This is a genomic window from Thalassovita sp. (genome assembly GCF_963691685.1).
GTDB lineage: Bacteria > Pseudomonadota > Alphaproteobacteria > Rhodobacterales > Rhodobacteraceae > Thalassobius.
This window is the reverse complement of record NZ_OY829290.1, coordinates 1673984-1690959: the sequence shown is the minus strand read 5'-3', so window position 1 is coordinate 1690959 and position 16976 is coordinate 1673984. Positions and strand designations below refer to the sequence as shown.

The window sequence follows — 16976 nt, the reverse complement described above, 5'->3', positions numbered from 1 at the left end:
ATTTTGGCGCCTCCCGAGGCGGGGTCTATCGCAACCGCGCAGCAATGTCACGTCATTTAACGCCCCAGATTGCAGGGGGGCAGGCTTCGCGTTAGGGTGACGGCCAACAAGGAACGACGGAACGAGGCGGATGAAATTCCAAGGAACCGAGGCCTATGTGGCCACCGAAGACCTGACAGTTGCAGTGAACGCCGCTGTGACACTGGAACGCCCCCTTTTGGTGAAGGGTGAACCGGGCACCGGGAAGACCGAATTGGCCAAACAGGTGGCTTCGGCGCTGGGGCTTGAGATGATCGAGTGGAACATCAAATCCACCACCAAAGCGCAGCAGGGTCTTTACGAATATGACGCCGTCAGCCGGCTGCGCGACAGCCAGCTGGGCGAAGAACGTGTGCATGACGTCAAAAACTACATCAAGAAGGGCAAGCTTTGGCAGGCGTTTGAGTCTGACAAGAAAGTTGTGCTGCTGATTGATGAGATCGACAAAGCAGATATCGAGTTTCCAAACGACCTGCTGCAGGAACTCGATAAGATGGCCTTCCACGTCTATGAGACCGGTGAAACCATCTCGGCGAAAAACCGCCCGGTGATCATCATCACCTCCAACAATGAAAAAGAGCTGCCGGACGCCTTCCTGCGCCGCTGCTTCTTCCACTACATTTCCTTCCCGGATGCCGAGACGATGCGCAAAATCGTTGAGGTGCATCACCCCGGCATCAAGGAACAGCTGCTGACCACCGCACTGACCCAGTTTTACGAAATCCGTGACACCCGCGGGCTGAAGAAAAAACCTTCGACGTCAGAGGTTTTGGATTGGTTGAAACTGCTCTTGGCCGAAGATCTGGACGCCGAAGATCTGCGCCGCGATGGCAGTAACGCCCTGCCGCGGCTGCATGGTGCACTGCTGAAAAACGAACAGGACGTGCATCTGTTTGAACGGCTGGCCTTCATGGCCCGTGGTCAAAGGTAACGTGATCGCCGCCCCGGCCAATTGTCGGGGCGGCGGACCGTTTTGGCGCATCATCGGGCGGCAGCCGGATGCGGCCAAGTGAAACCACTAATTTTCCTGCCGCCCCGGCCCAAAATCGTGGTAAACAAACCCTTACGATTGTTTCCGAGACGGGAACCTAAAGCCGCATTTGTGCCGCAAATCACGCCTAACATGGCAAAAGCCTGACAAATTACTGACAGGCCCCAGGTGCGTCGATTGGTGTTTTATGCGTGAAAAGGTGTAAGTATGGCGTCGCTGCTGTTGAAATTACTGCTGTTTTTGCTGCCTTTTGGTTCGGTTAGGGGTGTTTATCGATGATCCGTTTTCTTGCTGCTCTGCCCTTATGCATTGGGTTAAGCGCCTGTATGGCGACCGCCCCGCTGGAACAGCCCAGCCGTGCCTCTACCGAACCGGCCACCATCCTGCCACCGATGAAGACCTTCACCGCCAGCCGGGCCAGCGTGCCGCAGGTGTCCAACACCGATCTGGCACGCGACATTCTGGATTTGGCGTTTCAGCTGGAATCGGGGCGGCAACTGCCCCGTTTCACCCGATTTGAAGGTCCGATTACCCTGCGTTTGACCGGTCAGGCCCCGATCAGCCTGTCGCTTGAGCTGGATGCGCTGACCGACCGTTTGCGCCGTGAGGCCGGGATCAACATTCGCCGGGTGCAATCCGGTCAGGCCTCAATCACGATTGAGGCGGTGAGCCACGCCAAGATCCGCCGTCACCTGCCCTCGGCCGCCTGTTTTGTGGTGCCGAATGTTTCCAGCCTTGCCGAATACAGCAAGGCCCGCCGCGCCCCGCGCACCGATTGGACGCAGCTGCAAAACCGCGAACGGCTGGCGATCTTTGTGCCGTCAGATGCGCCGCCGCAGGAAATGCGGGACTGCCTGCATGAAGAACTGGCACAGGCGTTGGGGCCGCTCAATGACCTCTACCGCCTGTCCGACAGCGTCTTTAATGACGACAACGTCCATACGGTTCTGACCGGCTATGACATGCTGGTTCTACGCGCCTTCTATGCGCCTGAGTTGCAAAACGGGATGAGCCGTGCACAGGTGGCGGAACGCCTGCCGGCTGTTTTGGCGCGGCTGAACCCCGCTGGTGCAAACCGCAGCCCGGAATATCTACGGACCACGCCGCGTAGCTGGATTGAAGCGATCCAAACCGCGCTTGGCCCCGGAGCCAGTGCCGCCGGTCGCCGCTCGGCGGCCCAGAAAGCGGTCAACATCGCCCGCTCCGAAGGTTGGACAGATCACCGTCGCGCCTTTTCCCATTACGCGCTTGGCCGTCTGACCCAGAGTCAGGATCCGGATGTCGCCCTGTCCCATTTCCTGGCCGCGCAGCGCTATTACAGCCAACGCCCCGGCACCCAGCTTCACAGCGCCCAGGTGGCCCAGCAACTGGCGGCCTATGCGATCCATGAAGGGCGCGGTCAGGCCGCGTTGGACATCATTGATCCCTATCTGGATGTGGCCAAACGCCACGAAAACGCGGCCCTCTTGTCGACGCTGATGCTTTTGCGCGCCGAAGCGCTAGATCTGTTGGGGCGCGGCACTGAGGCACGTTTGGTCAGACTGGACAGTCTGGGCTGGGCACGCTACGGGTTCGGCGCTGATTGGGCAGTTCGGGCCAAATTGCAGGAAATCACTGCACTTAGCCCGCTGAAAAGAGGAAATGGGCGGACATGATCGTACTTGCAGGGCTGGTCTTTGGGATTCTTTTTGGGGCCGGGCTGGCGAAACGCCGCAAAGGTCAGATGAAAGACATGCTGCAATATGCAGCCGCTTATGCCATCCTGTTTTCGATCATTGGGCTGTTCATCACCATCATCGTGCATCGCGCAGCCGTCTGACCTCACCGCTTGAGGAGGCCCGCGATGTTTCTGCCATTCTTTGAAAACCTGCGCAAAGCCGACATTCCCGTTTCCCTGCGGGAATACCTGTCGTTTCTTGAGGCGGTGAAGGCTGGCCTGGTCACCTATGATGTGGATGGGTTTTATTACCTCGCCCGCGTCGCAATGGTGAAGGATGAGCGCAACCTTGACAAGTTTGACCGCGCTTTCGCCGCGACCTTTTCTGGGCTCGAAGATATCCAGCTGGGCGACGTGCTAAACGCTGTGGATATCCCCGGCGACTGGCTGGAAAAACTGGCGGAAAAACACCTGAGCGAAGAAGAAAAAGCCGAAATCGACGCTTTAGGCGGCTTTGATAAGCTTATGGAAACGCTCAAGGAACGTCTGAAAGAACAAGAGGGCCGCCATCAGGGTGGCAACAAATGGATCGGCACGGCCGGCACCTCCCCCTTTGGGGCTTATGGCTACAATCCTGAGGGCGTGCGGATCGGCCAGAAAGAAAGTCGCCACCAGCGCGCTGTGAAGGTCTGGGACAAGCGAGAGTTCCGCAACCTCGACGGTGAGGTGGAGCTGGGCACCCGCAACATCAAGGTCGCGCTGAAACGGTTGCGCAACTGGGCCCGCAACGGGGCGGATGAAGAGTTGGATCTTGACGGCACCATCCGCGCCACGGCCGAACACGGCTATCTGGATGTCCAGACTCGCCCGGAGAAGCGCAATGCGGTGAAGGTTCTGCTGTTCCTGGACATCGGCGGTTCGATGGATCCCCATATTCAGGTGCTGGAGGAGCTGTTTTCGGCCGCCAAGTCCGAGTTTAAACATATGGAGCACTTCTACTTCCACAACTGCCTCTATGAAGGTGTATGGAAGGACAACAAACGCCGCTGGGACCAGCAAACCCCAACCTGGGATGTGCTGCACACCTATGGCTCTGATTACAAATGCATCTTTGTGGGTGACGCCTCCATGTCGCCTTATGAAATCGCCTACCGCGGCGGCGCCAATGAGCATTGGAACGAAGAGGCGGGTGAGGTCTGGCTGCAGCGCGCCCGCGACCAATGGCCCGATCACATCTGGATCAATCCGGTGGCCGAGAAGTACTGGCCCTACACCCAGTCCATCCAAATGATCCGCGACCTGTTTGAGGATCGCATGGTGCCGATGACGCTTGAAGGCATCGAACGTGGGATGAAAGAACTGGGGCGCTAATATTCGCGCGATCCCATCTTGATCAAATCAACGCTGCCCCCTACCTGAGGCAGCAAGATGAAACCCGCCACCGCCCCCTCCCCGCCCCTTTCCGCACATCTGAAGCAGCCCCTTGGGCCAATCCTGATGCTGGACGACATACGGGACGGTAAGATGCATCTGGCCGCCCTGTTTATTGCCCCCAACGGGCAAGAACTGCCGCCAGTTGAGTTGGATGGTATTTCGATTCCAGCCCAAAACCTCGCAACCTATCAACATGTTACGATCTGGCGCTGCCGGTTTGCCCGCCCCGCAACGGAACCCTCATATTATCGCTGGAACGGCAACCGCTTTGACCTTGCGGGCTGCCGTGAAGGGGCGATGCGGATCGCCTATGTTTCCTGCAACGGGGAAGAGCACGGCGATCTGGCCCGTGACGGTGATGAGCGTAACGCAATGTGGCGACAGCTGGCAAAAACACATGATCAAACGCCACTGTCCCTGCTGCTGCATGGTGGCGATCAGGTCTATGCCGATGAGGTGACGCTGGGCCATCCCCTTAGCCATGATTGGCCCGACCGCCTGCCACGCGATCCCAGCCGCGGTGATCTGGCGGATTTGCGCACCCATTTCCGGGAACGGTTTCTGGACCGCTACATCGCCGTCTATGACGCCCCTGAGCACGCCCATTTGGCGGCACGTGTGCCATCCCTGATGCAATGGGATGACCATGACATCTGCGATGGCTGGGGATCATTGCGGCGGTCGCGCACCTATTCGCCGGTGGGACAGATGCTGTTTGACTGCGCCCGTGAGGCAGCGCTGTTGTTCCAGCACGGCTGTGTGGATGGCGACCTGCCGGCCCGCTTTGCCGATCCGACCGGCCTGCATCTGGGCTGGACGATCACCGCGCCCGGCCTGCGCCTGCTGGCGCCTGATCTGCGGTCCGAACGCAGCCGGCGTGAGGTGATGGGCACCTCAGGCTGGCGCATGATGGAAGGTGCAGGGCACACGCATGCGCCGGGGCGGACCTTTGTCATGTCCTCGGTCCCGGTGCTGGGGCCGCGCCTGTCCGTTCTGGAATGGATCATGATGGCGATCCCATCGATGCAGAAATACGAAGATGACCTGCGCGATCAATGGCAAAGCCGCGCCCATCGCGACAGCTGGCAGCATATGCTGGAGATCCTGCAGCGCATCGCCAGCCCCGACGGTCAGGATGTGACCGTTCTGTCCGGCGAAATTCATCTGGCCGCGCGGGGTGAAATGGCGCTGGGGGCAGGTAAGGTTATGCATCAGCTGGTTGCCTCGGGCATTTCACATCGGGCACCGCCGAAGGCCTGGGCGCGGTTTCTGGACATGTTGGCCCGCTTTGGTGACAGCCCCCTGCCCGGCCACCCCATTCAGATGCGCCCCATTCCGGGTCAAAGCCATCGCTATGTGGCTGAGCGCAACTACCTGTTGCTGCGCCAATCCGAAGGCAATTGGAAGGCACAATGGGCCCTGGAGTACAGCGGCCCAAGTACGTGGATGCCGCTTTGACCTGCGCCCTTGCCTGCGCGCGCTGAAAGCCCCATATCTAGCTCATGCTGAAGTTCACTCCGATCCTCCTGGCCATCCTCTATGCGGTTGCCATGTATCGATTTTCCGCTTGGCGGCTAGCGCGCCAACTGGATGAGCAATCCACCGAGCTGATGGACCCGAAACTGCGCGAGATGACCACGCGGATGGCGCGGGCCTTGGATCTGCCGCGGATCAAGGTGCACATCTATGAGATCGATCCGGTCAACGGGCTTGCGGCGCCAGACGGGCGGATTTTCATCACCCGCGGGTTTTATCGCAAGTTTCAAAACGGTGAGGTCTCCGCCGAGGAGCTGTCCAGCGTGATCGCCCATGAGCTGGGTCATGTGGCCCTTGGCCATTCGCGCCGCCGGATGATTGATTTTTCCGGCCAGAACGCGCTGCGCACGGCGTTGGCGATGGTGCTGTCACGGGTTATCCCCGGCGTTGGCGCGATGATCGCCAATGCGCTGACGACCATGCTGGCGGCCCGGCTGTCGCGGGGCGATGAATATGAGGCGGATGAATATGCCGCCGCGCTGCTGACGAAATCAGGCATCGGCACCGCGCCACAGAAATCCCTGTTTGAAAAGTTGGAGGCGCTGACGGCCTCAGCAGGCAATGGCACCCCGGCCTGGTTGCTGAGCCACCCCAAAACCGGGGAGCGGATTGCCGCGATCGAAGCGCTTGAGGCCAAATGGGGTGTGAAAGCCTGAGCCGGCTTTTTTAAGTACTTTCAGAACATTGAAAGAAATGGGCTGCCGTTACCCAACCGCTTTGCCCAGGCGCGGCAGCCGGGCCTTTTTCAACAGCGCGCGGCTGGTCCAAACCTCCCCCGACAGGCGTTCGGCGGTGCTGCGCACGGCTTGGACCACGTCCTGCATCACCCCGGGGTTGGCTTGCCAAAGACCCTGCAGAAACCCATCGGGATCCTGTCGGCTGAGCCCCTCCTCGGCCAGGATGTGGCGCGGGAAGTCTTTGGCGTTCATGGTGATCAGCAGATCCGCGGATCCAGCAATCGCTGCAGCCAGCACATGGGTATCCGCGGGGTCCGGCAGGTACAGGCGATCCTCCAACGAGGGCGGCCAGGTGACCGCGGCCCGGGGCCAGGCGGCCTGCAGCAAAGCAACTTCACCACGCGCCTGCGCCTCACCTTCGGGGCCCAATTTGCGGGCAGCACGCGCCCATTCTTCCAAAATGCGCTCTGACCAGAGCGGTGTGAACAATCCCGCCCGCGCCGCGCCCAGCAGCACTTCGCGCATGACCGTGGGGTAGATCACGCAGGTGTCGAGCAGGACCTTCACCGGATCAGAGCCGGAAGAACAGCGATTTCAGGTAACCGCTTTCCGCCAGCTGCGGCATCAGCGGATGGTCTGGCCCGGCAAAACCCGTGTGCAGCAGTTGCGACGGGCGCCCGGCACGGCCCAGCCCGCGCAGGCAGGCCACACGGAACTTGCTAACCTCGGCGGCATGTGAACAGGAGCAGAGGCCCAGATAGCCCCCCGGCCGCACCAGAGGCGCTGCAAGGCGGGCAATACGCTCATAGGCACGCAGACCTGCCTCAAGTGCCTGTTTGTTCGGGGCAAAGGCGGGTGGATCACAGATCACCACATCAAAGCGTTCCCCTTCTTCGCCCAGCTGCGCCAGAACGTCAAAAGCATCGCCCTTGCGGGTTGCAAAACGATCCTCCACCCCGGCCGCCTTGGCGCCGGCTTCGGCCAGTTCCAGCGCGGCTGCGGAGCCGTCAACGGCCAGTGCTGAAGAGGCGCCGCCTGCCAGCGCCGCCAGTGAGAAGCCACCGACATGAGAGAAGACGTCCAACACTTTGGCATCTTTGGACAATGACGCCGCAAAGGCATGGTTCGGGCGCTGATCGAAAAACAGGCCGGTTTTCTGACCGCCGGTCAGATCCGCCATGTAGATCGCCCCGTTCATCGGCACCTCAACCGGGGCATCTGGGGCATTGCCTGTGGTGGTGGCTGTGACATCATCCAGCCCTTCCAGGCTACGGGCGCGGCCCGAGGCGTTCTTGATCACATTGGCCACCCCGGTGACCGAGATCAAAGCGGCCTCCAACGCGTCAAAATGCACATCGGCCCAGGCTGCGTTGGGCTGCACCACCGCGGTGTCGCCGAAGCGGTCGATCACCACGCCCGGCAGGCCATCTGCCTCGGCGTGGATGAGCCGGTAGAAGGGGTCAGCGTAAAGACGCGCGCGCAACTCCAGCGCCTTGCTGATGCGGGCCGCAAACCATGCCTCGTTGATCTCCGCCGCCGGATCGCGATCCAGCATGCGGCCGAAGATACGTGAATTGGGGTTCACCGCGACCAGCCCCATCGGGCTGCGGTCGGCATCTTCCAAAACGGCCAAGGACCCCGGCACCAGTTTCTTGGTGCGGCGGTCGGTCACAAGTTCATTGTCATAGACCCAAGGAAAGCCGCGGCGGATGGCGCGGGCGTTGGCTTTGGGTTTCAGTCGGATCACGGAATAAGAGGGCGCTGTCATGGCGCCCTCTTACCCGTGTTTGATCTGTTGCGAAAGGGCTTAGAGCCGCACCGCATCCTCACCTTCAGGGGCAAAGTTGGTTTCCAGCCCATCGACCAGTTCGGTGATGCGCGGGGCAACCGACCCCGGCGCCGACAGTTCCTGAGCAATCACATTGGCGATATGCTGGGTGATGCGCACCTTCTGGGTCATCCCGGCCTGTTCTGCCTGAATGGCCCGGCTGCCGCCAAAGCCGCGCAGGTCGGCCTGAATTTCGCGGGTCGGCACCAAGAGGTCACCGGTTAACGGGTTGCGCACGCTCAGTTCAAAGGTGATCGAATGCACACCGCCGACGGTGTAACGGGTCTTTTCGGTCAGCGCATGGAAGCGTTTTACGTCCACATCCACGATCACTGGCAGCGCACCTTCGGCGTTTTTCTCCTGCACGCGCTGGATCGAGGTTTGGAAAATGCGGGCCACCTGAGCGTGACGATCGCCGATCGCCTCACCGCGCCAGACGATGTCACCCAGCGGATAGTAGCTGTTGGCCTCTGAGACACGCAGGGCGCGCGAGACTTTGATGTTATAGTCCTGAACCGAAACCACCTGCGTGGCCGGGGCCGTCATCTGCGGCAATTCCATCGGGGCGTTCCGGCTAGCGGTGTCTACCGATGCACAGGCCGACAGGCCAAGTCCAACTGCCAGAAGGGCTACAATACGAAGCGTTTTCATCTGCCTACTCCTCAGGGCGTCCCCCGCCCTTTTTCTGATTTGATTCAAATTTGATCTGGGAATGGGGCGCAAATGGGGCAGCATCGGGACAATGGCGGGATCATTTTGCGCGCCTCTTGCGGCACAATCCGCCGCGAACCGCGCGTCTTGGGCTGACTTTGCAGGGCTTATGACGGGATCGGAGTTATATGGTAAAACTGACGCTGCGCCCCTTGAATTGTTACCGCTAACATGGCATAGGGGGCGCAACACAGTCAGGTTGCGCCTTTATCAGGCCTCAAGAGGTTCCTATGCCCCAGCTGAATGACACCGTCGCAAGGGTCACCGATCGCATCCGCGAACGCAGTCAGGAAACACGTTCCACCTATCTCGCCCGTATGGCGCAGGCCGCCGAAGAAGGGCCCCGCCGGGCCCATCTGACCTGCGGCAACCAGGCCCATGCCTATGCGGCCATGGGCAATGACCAGTCGCGGCTGGCCGAAGGGCGCGCGCCCAACGTAGGCATCGTCAGCGCCTACAATGACATGCTGTCAGCGCACCAGCCCTATGAACGCTACCCCGATCTGATCCGGGACACTGCGCGGAAAAACGGTGCGACGGCACAGGTTGCCGGCGGCGTGCCCGCCATGTGCGACGGCGTCACCCAAGGCCAGGTCGGCATGGAGCTGTCGCTGTTTTCACGCGACGTGATCGCGCTGGCCACCGGCGTTGCGCTCAGCCACAACACCTTTGACACCGCGCTGTATCTCGGGGTTTGCGACAAGATCGTGCCGGGTCTGATCATCGGCGCGGCGACCTTTGGCTATATCCCCGGTGTCTTCCTGCCCGCGGGGCCGATGACCTCAGGCCTGCCGAATGACGAAAAGGCGCGGGTGCGCAAGGAATTTGCCAAGGGCAACATCGGTCGCGATGAGCTGATGAAGGCCGAAATGGCCAGCTACCACGGCCCCGGTACCTGCACTTTCTATGGCACTGCAAACTCCAACCAGATGCTGATGGAGTTTATGGGGCTGCACCTGCCCGGTGCGTCCTTCGTGAACCCCAACACGCCCCTGCGCGATGCGCTGACGGTTGCGGGCACCGAACAGGCGCTGCAAAACACGCTTCTGGGCAATGACTATCGCCCGGTGTCGCAGATCCTGGATGAACGCGCCTTTGTGAACGGCATCGTTGGCCTGATGGCCACGGGTGGCTCGACCAACCTGGTTCTGCACCTGCCGGCGATGGCGCGCGCTGCCGGTGTTCTGCTGGCGCTGGAGGATTTTGATGACCTTTCCTCCGCCACGCCGCTGCTGGCCAAGGTCTATCCAAACGGTCTGGCCGACGTGAACCATTTCCACGCTGCGGGCGGTCTGGGCTACATGATTGGCCAGCTGCTGGAAAACGGGCTTCTGCATGAGGATGTGAAAACCACCGCAGGTGACGGCCTTGGCCGCTACACCGAGGAACCAAAGCTGCGGGATGGCCGCGTCCATTATGAACCGGGCCCGCGCAACAGCCTGAATGAAAAGATCCTTCGCCCTGTCGACCAGGCGTTCCAGACCACCGGTGGTTTGAAACAACTGAAGGGCAACCTGGGTCATGGCATGATGAAAGTCTCCGCCGTTGCACCTGAATTGCATGTGATCGAAGCCAAGGCACGGGTGTTTGAAAGCCAGGGCGCGGTGAAGGAGGCCTTCCAGAAAGGTGAGTTCACCGAAGACACCGTGGTTGTTGTGCGCTTCCAGGGCCCCAGTGCCAATGGCATGCCGGAACTGCACAACCTCACCCCCACGCTGGCCGTGCTGCTGGACCGTGGGCTGCGGGTGGCGCTGGTCACCGATGGCCGGATGTCCGGGGCTTCGGGCAAGGTGCCCGCGGCTATCCACGTCAGCCCCGAAGCGCTTGGCGCTGGACCGCTGAGCCGCGTTCAGGATGGCGACATGATCCGTGTGGATGCGGTCAATGGCACGTTGGAAAACCTCGCCGAAGGCTTTGCTGATCGCCCGGCGCGTCAGCCGGACCTCAGCGACAATTCCCATGGCATCGGGCGCGAATTGTTCGCCCCCTTCCGCCAGATGGTTGGAACAGCCGACACCGGCGCCGCGGTGGTGGTGTAAGCCAGATAACATCAATTGTGATTCAAAGGATGATGAGATGACCCCCGAAGAGGCTTCCGTCTTTACCGAAAAACTCTGCCGTGCGGCCCCGGTGATCCCGGTTCTAGTGGTCGAAGAGGCCGCCACCGCTGGCGATCTGGCACAGGCGCTGGTGGCCGGTGGCCTGCCGGTGCTGGAAGTGACGCTTCGCACCCCCGCTGCATTGGACGTGATCCGTGAGATGGCCAAGGTTGAGGGTGGCATTGTCGGTGCTGGCACCGTGCTGACCCGCGCCGATGCCGTCGCCGCCAAAGAGGCCGGTGCACAGTTTGCCGTTGCCCCCGGCGCAACAGATAAGCTGCTGGATGCCTGCGAAGAGATTGGTCTGCCGATCCTGCCCGGCGCTGCGACCTCTAGCGAGGCGATGAAACTGTTGGAACGTGGCTACCGCGTGCAGAAGTTCTTCCCGGCGGAGGCCAATGGCGGCGCACCTGCATTGAAAGCCATCGGCGCGCCCCTGCCGCAGATCCTGTTCTGCCCCACCGGTGGCGTCAGCCCAGGAAATGCGATGGATTACCTGAGCCTGCCCAACACCGCCTGTGTTGGCGGCAGCTGGGTCGCGCCCAAAGACAAGGTTCAGGCCGGCGATTGGGCAGGCATCGAAGCCCTGGCCGCTGAGGCCGCCAAACTGGGCTAAGCCCTAAGCGATCAGTCCAGATCAGAACGCCGTGCGCGCCAGCCGCCGCGGCGTTTTGCTTTTTCCGGGGGGCGTGTTGCATCGTTCAACACCGGCCACATCGGGTGATTTTCATGCCCTGCGCCATAACGTGACAGCAGGGTCGCAGCGGCCTGCTGTTGGCTTTCGCTTGCGGGCAGGCTCAGCGCCCAGTCCAGGAAGATTGAGCGTGCTTCACCCACCTCCAAGCCCTCCATGCGGAAGCTTTCGCGGATCAGCCCTTTGGGGTCCAGCGGGTCATTGATTTTCTCAAGGCTCATGCCTGTGCCTCCCCTGTGGCGCCATTGCGGGCCAAAACCGCATCAATCACTTTGGCCGCCGCCTGCGTTGCCTCGCCAAGGCGCGCCAGCAGCGCGTCCAGAGCAGGCTCTGAGGTTTCATGCAGCAACAGCGCCCGCCCCCCTTCGCCGATCACCTCAGGCTCCAGCGGTTTGTCCGTCAGCAGTTTGCTCACCATCTGTACCTTCCAGCAGAGATCATAGGCCATGATCAGCCGCTCCCGTTCCTCTGACGCGATCAGACCAGTGGCAACCGCGGCCTCCAGCCCTTCAGCGACGGAGCGCACCGCGCTGCCGGACACCAGAACCGCCGCCTGTGCCAGCAATTCCACATCCTGCAAACGGCCGCGCCCCACCTTGGCATCCCAAGGCCTGGCAGGCCCTTTGGCCGCAGCGATCCGGTCGCGCATCTCCGCCACATCGGTCAGAATTTTTCCTGTCTCGCGCGGCAAAGCTAGGACATCCCGGCGTACCTCTTCCACGTCATCCGCGACATCCTTTGCCCCGGCAACGGCACGGGCCCGGCTGAGCGCCAGATGTTCCCAGGTCCAGGCCTCATGGGTCTGATAATCCCGGAAGGATGCCAGTGAGGTGGCAACCGGCCCCTGCGTCCCCGAGGGGCGCAACCGCATGTCAATTTCATACAGCCGCCCCTGCGGCATCTGGGCGGTGACAGCGGTCACCATGGCCTGCGTCAGCTTGGCGTAATATGTGCGCGCCGCCAGGGGTTTGCGGCCCTCAGAAAACTCCACCCCGTCGGCATCATAAACCACGATCAGATCAAGATCAGAGGTCGCGTTGAGGCGCCCTGCCCCAAGTGATCCCATCCCCAAAACCGCCGCGCCCCGCCCGGGCTGTGGCCCGTATTTCAGGGCAAACTGCGCGGCAACCTCAGGCCACAGTGCGGCAAGCGTAGCCTCCGCCAGTTCGGCGGAATGCACCGCCGCCTCATCCGCGTTGACCAGCCCACGCAGGTGATGCACCCCGATGCGGAAACGCCATTCTTTGGTCCAGCGGCGCGCCAGATCCAATTTATGTTCATAATCCGTATCGGCCGCCAATCGTGCCGCCAGTTCAGATTGCAGATGGGTGCGGCCCGGCCATTCAGCAAAGAAGCTGCCGCCAATCACCGCATCAAAAACGCCTGAATTGCGCGACAGATAGCTGGCCAGCCAGGGTGACGACCCTGAGATATCGACCAACAGATCGATGATCTGCGGATTGGCCTCAAACAGCGACAAGAGCTGCACACCCGCCGGCAACCCGGCCAAGAACCCATCCAGCGCCGCCAGCGCCTCGTCCGGTTTCGCAGCCCGTTTCAACTGATCAAACAGCCGTGGCTTGATGCGTTCAAAGATCTCCACCGCGCGGGCAGACCGGAACGCCGGGTAGCTTTGCCAACGCTGGATGATTGAGGGATCAAAGCCCGGCGTCGGATCATCAGAAAGGGCTGAGGGATCAGCGGCATCCGGGGCAAAAAACTCCTCGGTCAGCTCATGCACCTCTTCCAACCGGTGGCGCAGCTCGTTCTCCAGCTCCGTCTGGTCCCGCCCAAGGAAACAGGCCAGCCGCGCCATGTTTTCCGGTGACTTGGGCAGGGCGTGGGTCTGGGCGTCATTCACCATCTGCACGCGGTGCTCGACGGTGCGGTGGAACTGGTAATGATCCGTCAGTTTCTCAGCCACCTCACCGGTGATCCAGTTTTTATCAGCCAGCACCCGCAACCCCGCAACTGTGCCGCGTACCCGCAGATCCGGGTCACGTCCACCGGCAATCAACTGGCGGGTCTGGGTGAAAAACTCGATCTCGCGGATACCACCGCGGCCCAGCTTCATGTTGTGACCGGCCAGCTCCAACGCACCGCCCAACCCCTTATGTTCACGGATCCTGAGGCGCATATCATGCGCGTCCTGAATGGCCGCGAAGTCCAGATGTTTGCGCCACACAAAAGGGCGCAGGGTTTGCAGAAACCCATTGCCCGCCTCCAGATCCCCGGCGGCAGGCCGTGCCTTGATATAGGCGGCCCGTTCCCAGGTCCGGCCCAGGCTTTCATAATAGGTCTCAGCCGCGGCCATCGCCATACAGACGGGCGTCACAGCCGGGTCCGGGCGCAGCCTCAGATCGGTGCGAAACACATAGCCGTCCCCGGTCAGGTCCGACAGCATCGCCGCCATCCGACGTGTCGCCCGCACGAACGAGGCGCGTGCGTCCTGATAATCGTCGCGGTCAAAGCGGCTTTCGTCAAACAGGCAGATCAGATCGATGTCAGAGGAATAGTTCAACTCCCCTGCGCCCATCTTGCCCATCGCCAGCGCCACCATGCCACCAGCGTGTTCGGCATCTTCAGGCTGCGCGCCGGGCAGTTTCTTGCGCTTGATCTCCTGTCCGATGGTTGCGCGCAGCGCCATATGCACCGACAAGTCAGCGTAATCGGTCAGCGCGCCCGTCACCTGCTCCAGCGACCAGACGCCCCCACAATCGGCAAGCCCCGCCAGCAGCGCGATCCGGCGTTTGCCCTGCCGCAGGGCAACGGGCAGCTGATCCGGCGCGGTCTCACGCAGGGCGGCATGTTCCGCTGCAACCGCCGCCTCTGGATCCTCCATCGCGGCGGTGATCCACTCCCCCTCTTTGGCCATCAGCGATTTCAGGTAGGGCGAACAGCCCGCAACCGCATGGACCAGCGCGCGCAGGTCCGGCGCCAAATCAGGCAGGCTAGCAAGCGCCTCGGCCCCAAGATCAGGATCAAAAGCAACGGGTTGGCGGGTGATACGACTGGTAAAACTCATGCGCTCAGATGGCCATGGCACCAATGGGGCGTCAAGAGGACAAAGCGGTGCACCCTGAGGCCCGTCTTGCACCTTGAGGGTGGCAAAGGTTAGATCACCCAACCCACAGGCTAAGGACCAACACCATGAAAACCCTCATCGTTCTCTGCCACCCGTTGCAGAACAGCCTGAATGCACATCTGGCGAAAAAGGCGCAGGCCAAGATGGCGGCAGCCGGCCATGAGGTGCAGCTGCTGGATCTTTATGCCGAAGGGTTTGATCCGCGCCTGAGTGTTGCGGAACGACAGGACTACTACTCGGCCCCCTTTGACGATGACGGCGCCCTGCAGGAGGTTGAGGCGCTGATCCTCGTGTTTCCCACCTGGTGGTTTGGTCTGCCCGCAATGCTGAAAGGCTGGATCGATCGCAGTTTCCTGCCCGGTGTGGCCTATGACCATGATCCAGACCTGAAGGCGCTGACACCGCGATTGCACAAGCTACGCCATGTGGTGGCCGTGACCACGCTGGGCAGCCCCGCTTGGATTGACCGGCTGGTGCTGCGCCGCCCGGTCTATCGCGCGCTGAAATGGGGCGTGGTCAAAGCCTGCGCCCCGAAGGCGCGCTTTGCCATGTTGTCGCTTTACAAGGCCGAAGGGGTCGCGCAGTCTCGCGCGGATCGCTTTGTCAGGCGATTGGAACGACACTTAGAAAGACTGAACTGAGGCGAGAGATGAGCAAAAGCTTAAAACGGGTGAAACGCGCCCTTGAGGATGCAGGCATTGCCACCGAAGTGAAAGAGCTGGGCCTAGCCCGCACGGCGGCGCAAGCGGCAGAAGCTGCGGGCTGTCATCTGGATCAGATCGCCAAATCAATCATCTTTCGCGGCGAAGACAGCGGCGAGGCCATCCTGTTCCTGACCGCAGGCGGCAATAAGGTCTGCGCCGAGAAAGCCAGCGCTTTGGCGGGCGAGGCTTTGGGCAAAGCCGACGCCGCGCTGATCCGGGCGCAGACGGGGTTTGCCATCGGGGGCGTCTCGCCAATCGGTCACCTGAACCCGATCCGCGCCTTTTTGGACCCGCGCCTGCTGGAATTCCCTACAATCTGGGCCGCGGCCGGCACACCGAACCATGTTTTTGAGATGAAATCGACTGATTTGCCGCCGATGACGGGGGCGCAAGCCGCTGATTTCATTGAGTAAGACAAAATAATGTAAAAAGTCTTCACATCATCTCTTGCAAGCCGGGCCCTCCATCCCAATCTATTCAATGTGAAAGGCATTCACATACACACAAAAATGGAGAGATTGATGACACCCGCCACCGCCTATACCCCCGCATCCACCGAACGTATGGGGTGGTTGACCCGCACCGAAGCCTGGCTGGACAGCAAAGGCAAAGGCGCCTGGATCGCCGCCATGGTTCTTGGGTTTGTCTTCTTCTGGCCGGTTGGTCTGGCTCTTCTGTTCTACATGATCTGGAGTAAGCAAATGTTCTCGAAGTCCTGCAAACACCGCGCCCGTCACGGCTTTCACGCGATGAAATCCAGCGGCAACAGCGCCTTTGACGCCTATAAGGCCGATACCCTGGCCCGTCTGGAGCAGGAGCAAGAAGACTTCGAAGCCTTCCTGCAGCGTCTGCGCGAAGCCAAAGACAAGGCCGAGTTTGACCAGTTCATGGACGACCGCGCCCAGAAGGCTGACGACGAACGCGAAAAAGAAGACGCCTGATCGGCCCGACCGATTTGATGTTCCCCGTCTGTGACGCGTAAACCGCATCGCAAGCGTCCCCCGCCGGCCCGGATCCCCACCGGGTCGGCTTTCTCAACAAAGGAATTCCCCTATGAGCGCCTATGGCTGGGCCCTGCCCGATCCTGAAACCCAACCCGCCTTTTATCAGGACGTCAGCAGCAAACGTCTTTTGGCCTGGGTGATCGACAGCGTCCTGATTGTTGGCTTGACCCTTCTGGTGCTGCCCTTCACTGCCTTCATCGGCATTTTGTTTTTCGGCTTTTTGATGCTGATGGTGGGCTTTGCTTACCGGGTGGTCACCATCGCCAATGGATCGGCCACGCTGGGCATGCGGTTCCTTGGGATTGAGTTCCGCAAATCCAACGGCGACCGCTTTGATCTGGGCATGGCCTTTCTGCACACGCTGGGACTGACCGTATCTTTCGCGATGCCTTTGCTGCAGGTCATTTCGATTGTGCTGATGCTGACCACCGCCCGCGGTCAGGGCCTGAGCGATCACGTCCTTGGCACCGTCGCGATCAACCGCGCCGGGCATCGCTGATCCGCCCACATCCATGAC

Annotated in this window: 17 protein-coding genes; 12 read left to right on the top strand and 5 right to left on the bottom strand. The window is 61.1% G+C overall.

Annotated elements, in window-relative coordinates:
- Positions 1-130 precede the first annotated feature (130 nt).
- The 6 genes from ACORLH_RS08205 to ACORLH_RS08180 all read left to right on the top strand — a co-directional run bounded on the left by ACORLH_RS08205 (position 131) and on the right by ACORLH_RS08180 (position 6313).
- On the top strand, positions 131-970 hold the full coding sequence (locus ACORLH_RS08205) for a MoxR family ATPase (RefSeq protein ID WP_321832194.1): 840 nt from the start codon (positions 131-133) through the stop codon (positions 968-970).
- Between the two features lie 335 nt (positions 971-1305).
- Complete coding sequence (locus ACORLH_RS08200) at positions 1306-2685, top strand: DUF2927 domain-containing protein (protein WP_321832193.1); 1380 nt, start codon at positions 1306-1308, stop codon at positions 2683-2685.
- Positions 2682-2849, top strand: a complete 168-nt coding sequence (locus ACORLH_RS08195; protein WP_058244115.1) for a hypothetical protein — start codon at positions 2682-2684, stop codon at positions 2847-2849. Before ACORLH_RS08200 ends, ACORLH_RS08195 begins: the two co-directional genes overlap by 4 nt.
- A gap of 24 nt (positions 2850-2873) precedes the next feature.
- Positions 2874-4058 (top strand): VWA domain-containing protein, encoded by a 1185-nt coding sequence (locus tag ACORLH_RS08190; protein ID WP_321832190.1) that lies wholly within the window; start codon positions 2874-2876, stop codon positions 4056-4058.
- Between the two features lie 57 nt (positions 4059-4115).
- Entirely contained in the window at positions 4116-5579 is a 1464-nt protein-coding gene (locus ACORLH_RS08185) for an alkaline phosphatase D family protein (RefSeq protein WP_321832189.1), read from the top strand.
- 44 nt (positions 5580-5623) lie between these two features.
- Entirely contained in the window at positions 5624-6313 is a 690-nt protein-coding gene (locus ACORLH_RS08180) for a M48 family metallopeptidase (RefSeq protein WP_321832188.1), read from the top strand.
- Between the two features lie 48 nt (positions 6314-6361).
- Here ACORLH_RS08180 and ACORLH_RS08175 read toward each other — a convergent pair whose 3' ends face one another.
- Genes ACORLH_RS08175 through ACORLH_RS08165 form a run of 3 tightly spaced genes read right to left on the bottom strand, consistent with a single transcriptional unit; the run spans position 6362 to position 8813 of the window.
- Complete coding sequence (locus ACORLH_RS08175; RefSeq protein WP_321832187.1) at positions 6362-6901, bottom strand: RSP_2648 family PIN domain-containing protein; 540 nt, start codon at positions 6899-6901, stop codon at positions 6362-6364.
- Between the two features lie 4 nt (positions 6902-6905).
- On the bottom strand, positions 6906-8102 hold the full coding sequence (locus tag ACORLH_RS08170) for an RSP_2647 family RNA methyltransferase (protein ID WP_321832186.1): 1197 nt from the start codon (positions 8100-8102) through the stop codon (positions 6906-6908).
- A gap of 39 nt (positions 8103-8141) precedes the next feature.
- Positions 8142-8813, bottom strand: a complete 672-nt coding sequence (locus ACORLH_RS08165) for a DUF6778 family protein (protein WP_321832185.1) — start codon at positions 8811-8813, stop codon at positions 8142-8144.
- A 290-nt stretch (positions 8814-9103) separates the two neighbouring features.
- Here ACORLH_RS08165 and edd point away from each other — a divergent pair, with 290 nt between their 5' ends.
- Both edd and eda read left to right on the top strand, forming a co-directional pair.
- Positions 9104-10912, top strand: a complete 1809-nt coding sequence (edd, locus tag ACORLH_RS08160) for a phosphogluconate dehydratase (protein WP_321832184.1) — start codon at positions 9104-9106, stop codon at positions 10910-10912.
- Positions 10913-10949: 37 nt separating this feature from the next.
- Positions 10950-11588, top strand: a complete 639-nt coding sequence (gene eda / locus ACORLH_RS08155) for a bifunctional 4-hydroxy-2-oxoglutarate aldolase/2-dehydro-3-deoxy-phosphogluconate aldolase (protein ID WP_321832183.1) — start codon at positions 10950-10952, stop codon at positions 11586-11588.
- Positions 11589-11599: 11 nt separating this feature from the next.
- Here the strand turns inward: eda and ACORLH_RS08150 are convergent, their stop codons facing one another.
- Both ACORLH_RS08150 and ACORLH_RS08145 read right to left on the bottom strand, forming a co-directional pair.
- Entirely contained in the window at positions 11600-11887 is a 288-nt protein-coding gene (locus ACORLH_RS08150) for a hypothetical protein (RefSeq protein WP_058244124.1), read from the bottom strand.
- Positions 11884-14691, bottom strand: a complete 2808-nt coding sequence (locus ACORLH_RS08145; RefSeq protein WP_321832182.1) for a bifunctional [glutamine synthetase] adenylyltransferase/[glutamine synthetase]-adenylyl-L-tyrosine phosphorylase — start codon at positions 14689-14691, stop codon at positions 11884-11886. Before ACORLH_RS08145 ends, ACORLH_RS08150 begins: the two co-directional genes overlap by 4 nt.
- 125 nt (positions 14692-14816) lie before the next feature.
- On the opposite strand from ACORLH_RS08145, the gene ACORLH_RS08140 reads away from it, so the two are divergent.
- The 4 genes from ACORLH_RS08140 to ACORLH_RS08125 all read left to right on the top strand — a co-directional run bounded on the left by ACORLH_RS08140 (position 14817) and on the right by ACORLH_RS08125 (position 16958).
- Positions 14817-15392, top strand: a complete 576-nt coding sequence (locus tag ACORLH_RS08140; RefSeq protein ID WP_321832181.1) for an NAD(P)H-dependent oxidoreductase — start codon at positions 14817-14819, stop codon at positions 15390-15392.
- 8 nt (positions 15393-15400) lie between these two features.
- Positions 15401-15868, top strand: a complete 468-nt coding sequence (locus tag ACORLH_RS08135; RefSeq protein WP_321832180.1) for a YbaK/EbsC family protein — start codon at positions 15401-15403, stop codon at positions 15866-15868.
- A gap of 108 nt (positions 15869-15976) precedes the next feature.
- Positions 15977-16396 (top strand): DUF2852 domain-containing protein, encoded by a 420-nt coding sequence (locus ACORLH_RS08130; RefSeq protein ID WP_321832179.1) that lies wholly within the window; start codon positions 15977-15979, stop codon positions 16394-16396.
- Between the two features lie 112 nt (positions 16397-16508).
- Positions 16509-16958: an RDD family protein gene (locus ACORLH_RS08125; protein ID WP_321832178.1), complete on the top strand. Its 450-nt coding sequence runs from the start codon at positions 16509-16511 to the stop codon at positions 16956-16958.
- Positions 16959-16976 lie beyond the last annotated feature (18 nt).

What these genes read in the sequence shown, in the direction of transcription:
- ACORLH_RS08205 (WP_321832194.1), top strand. Translation starts at nt 131, where the DNA reads ATGAAATTCCAAGGAACCGAGGCCTATGTGGCCACCGAAGACCTGACA.
- ACORLH_RS08200 (WP_321832193.1), top strand. Translation starts at nt 1,306, where the DNA reads ATGATCCGTTTTCTTGCTGCTCTGCCCTTATGCATTGGGTTAAGCGCC.
- ACORLH_RS08195 (WP_058244115.1), top strand. Translation starts at nt 2,682, where the DNA reads ATGATCGTACTTGCAGGGCTGGTCTTTGGGATTCTTTTTGGGGCCGGG.
- ACORLH_RS08190 (WP_321832190.1), top strand. Translation starts at nt 2,874, where the DNA reads ATGTTTCTGCCATTCTTTGAAAACCTGCGCAAAGCCGACATTCCCGTT.
- ACORLH_RS08185 (WP_321832189.1), top strand. Translation starts at nt 4,116, where the DNA reads ATGAAACCCGCCACCGCCCCCTCCCCGCCCCTTTCCGCACATCTGAAG.
- ACORLH_RS08180 (WP_321832188.1), top strand. Translation starts at nt 5,624, where the DNA reads ATGCTGAAGTTCACTCCGATCCTCCTGGCCATCCTCTATGCGGTTGCC.
- ACORLH_RS08170 (WP_321832186.1), bottom strand. Translation starts at nt 8,102, where the DNA reads ATGACAGCGCCCTCTTATTCCGTGATCCGACTGAAACCCAAAGCCAAC.
- ACORLH_RS08165 (WP_321832185.1), bottom strand. Translation starts at nt 8,813, where the DNA reads ATGAAAACGCTTCGTATTGTAGCCCTTCTGGCAGTTGGACTTGGCCTG.
- edd (WP_321832184.1), top strand. Translation starts at nt 9,104, where the DNA reads ATGCCCCAGCTGAATGACACCGTCGCAAGGGTCACCGATCGCATCCGC.
- eda (WP_321832183.1), top strand. Translation starts at nt 10,950, where the DNA reads ATGACCCCCGAAGAGGCTTCCGTCTTTACCGAAAAACTCTGCCGTGCG.
- ACORLH_RS08150 (WP_058244124.1), bottom strand. Translation starts at nt 11,887, where the DNA reads ATGAGCCTTGAGAAAATCAATGACCCGCTGGACCCCAAAGGGCTGATC.
- ACORLH_RS08145 (WP_321832182.1), bottom strand. Translation starts at nt 14,691, where the DNA reads ATGAGTTTTACCAGTCGTATCACCCGCCAACCCGTTGCTTTTGATCCT.
- ACORLH_RS08140 (WP_321832181.1), top strand. Translation starts at nt 14,817, where the DNA reads ATGAAAACCCTCATCGTTCTCTGCCACCCGTTGCAGAACAGCCTGAAT.
- ACORLH_RS08135 (WP_321832180.1), top strand. Translation starts at nt 15,401, where the DNA reads ATGAGCAAAAGCTTAAAACGGGTGAAACGCGCCCTTGAGGATGCAGGC.
- ACORLH_RS08130 (WP_321832179.1), top strand. Translation starts at nt 15,977, where the DNA reads ATGACACCCGCCACCGCCTATACCCCCGCATCCACCGAACGTATGGGG.
- ACORLH_RS08125 (WP_321832178.1), top strand. Translation starts at nt 16,509, where the DNA reads ATGAGCGCCTATGGCTGGGCCCTGCCCGATCCTGAAACCCAACCCGCC.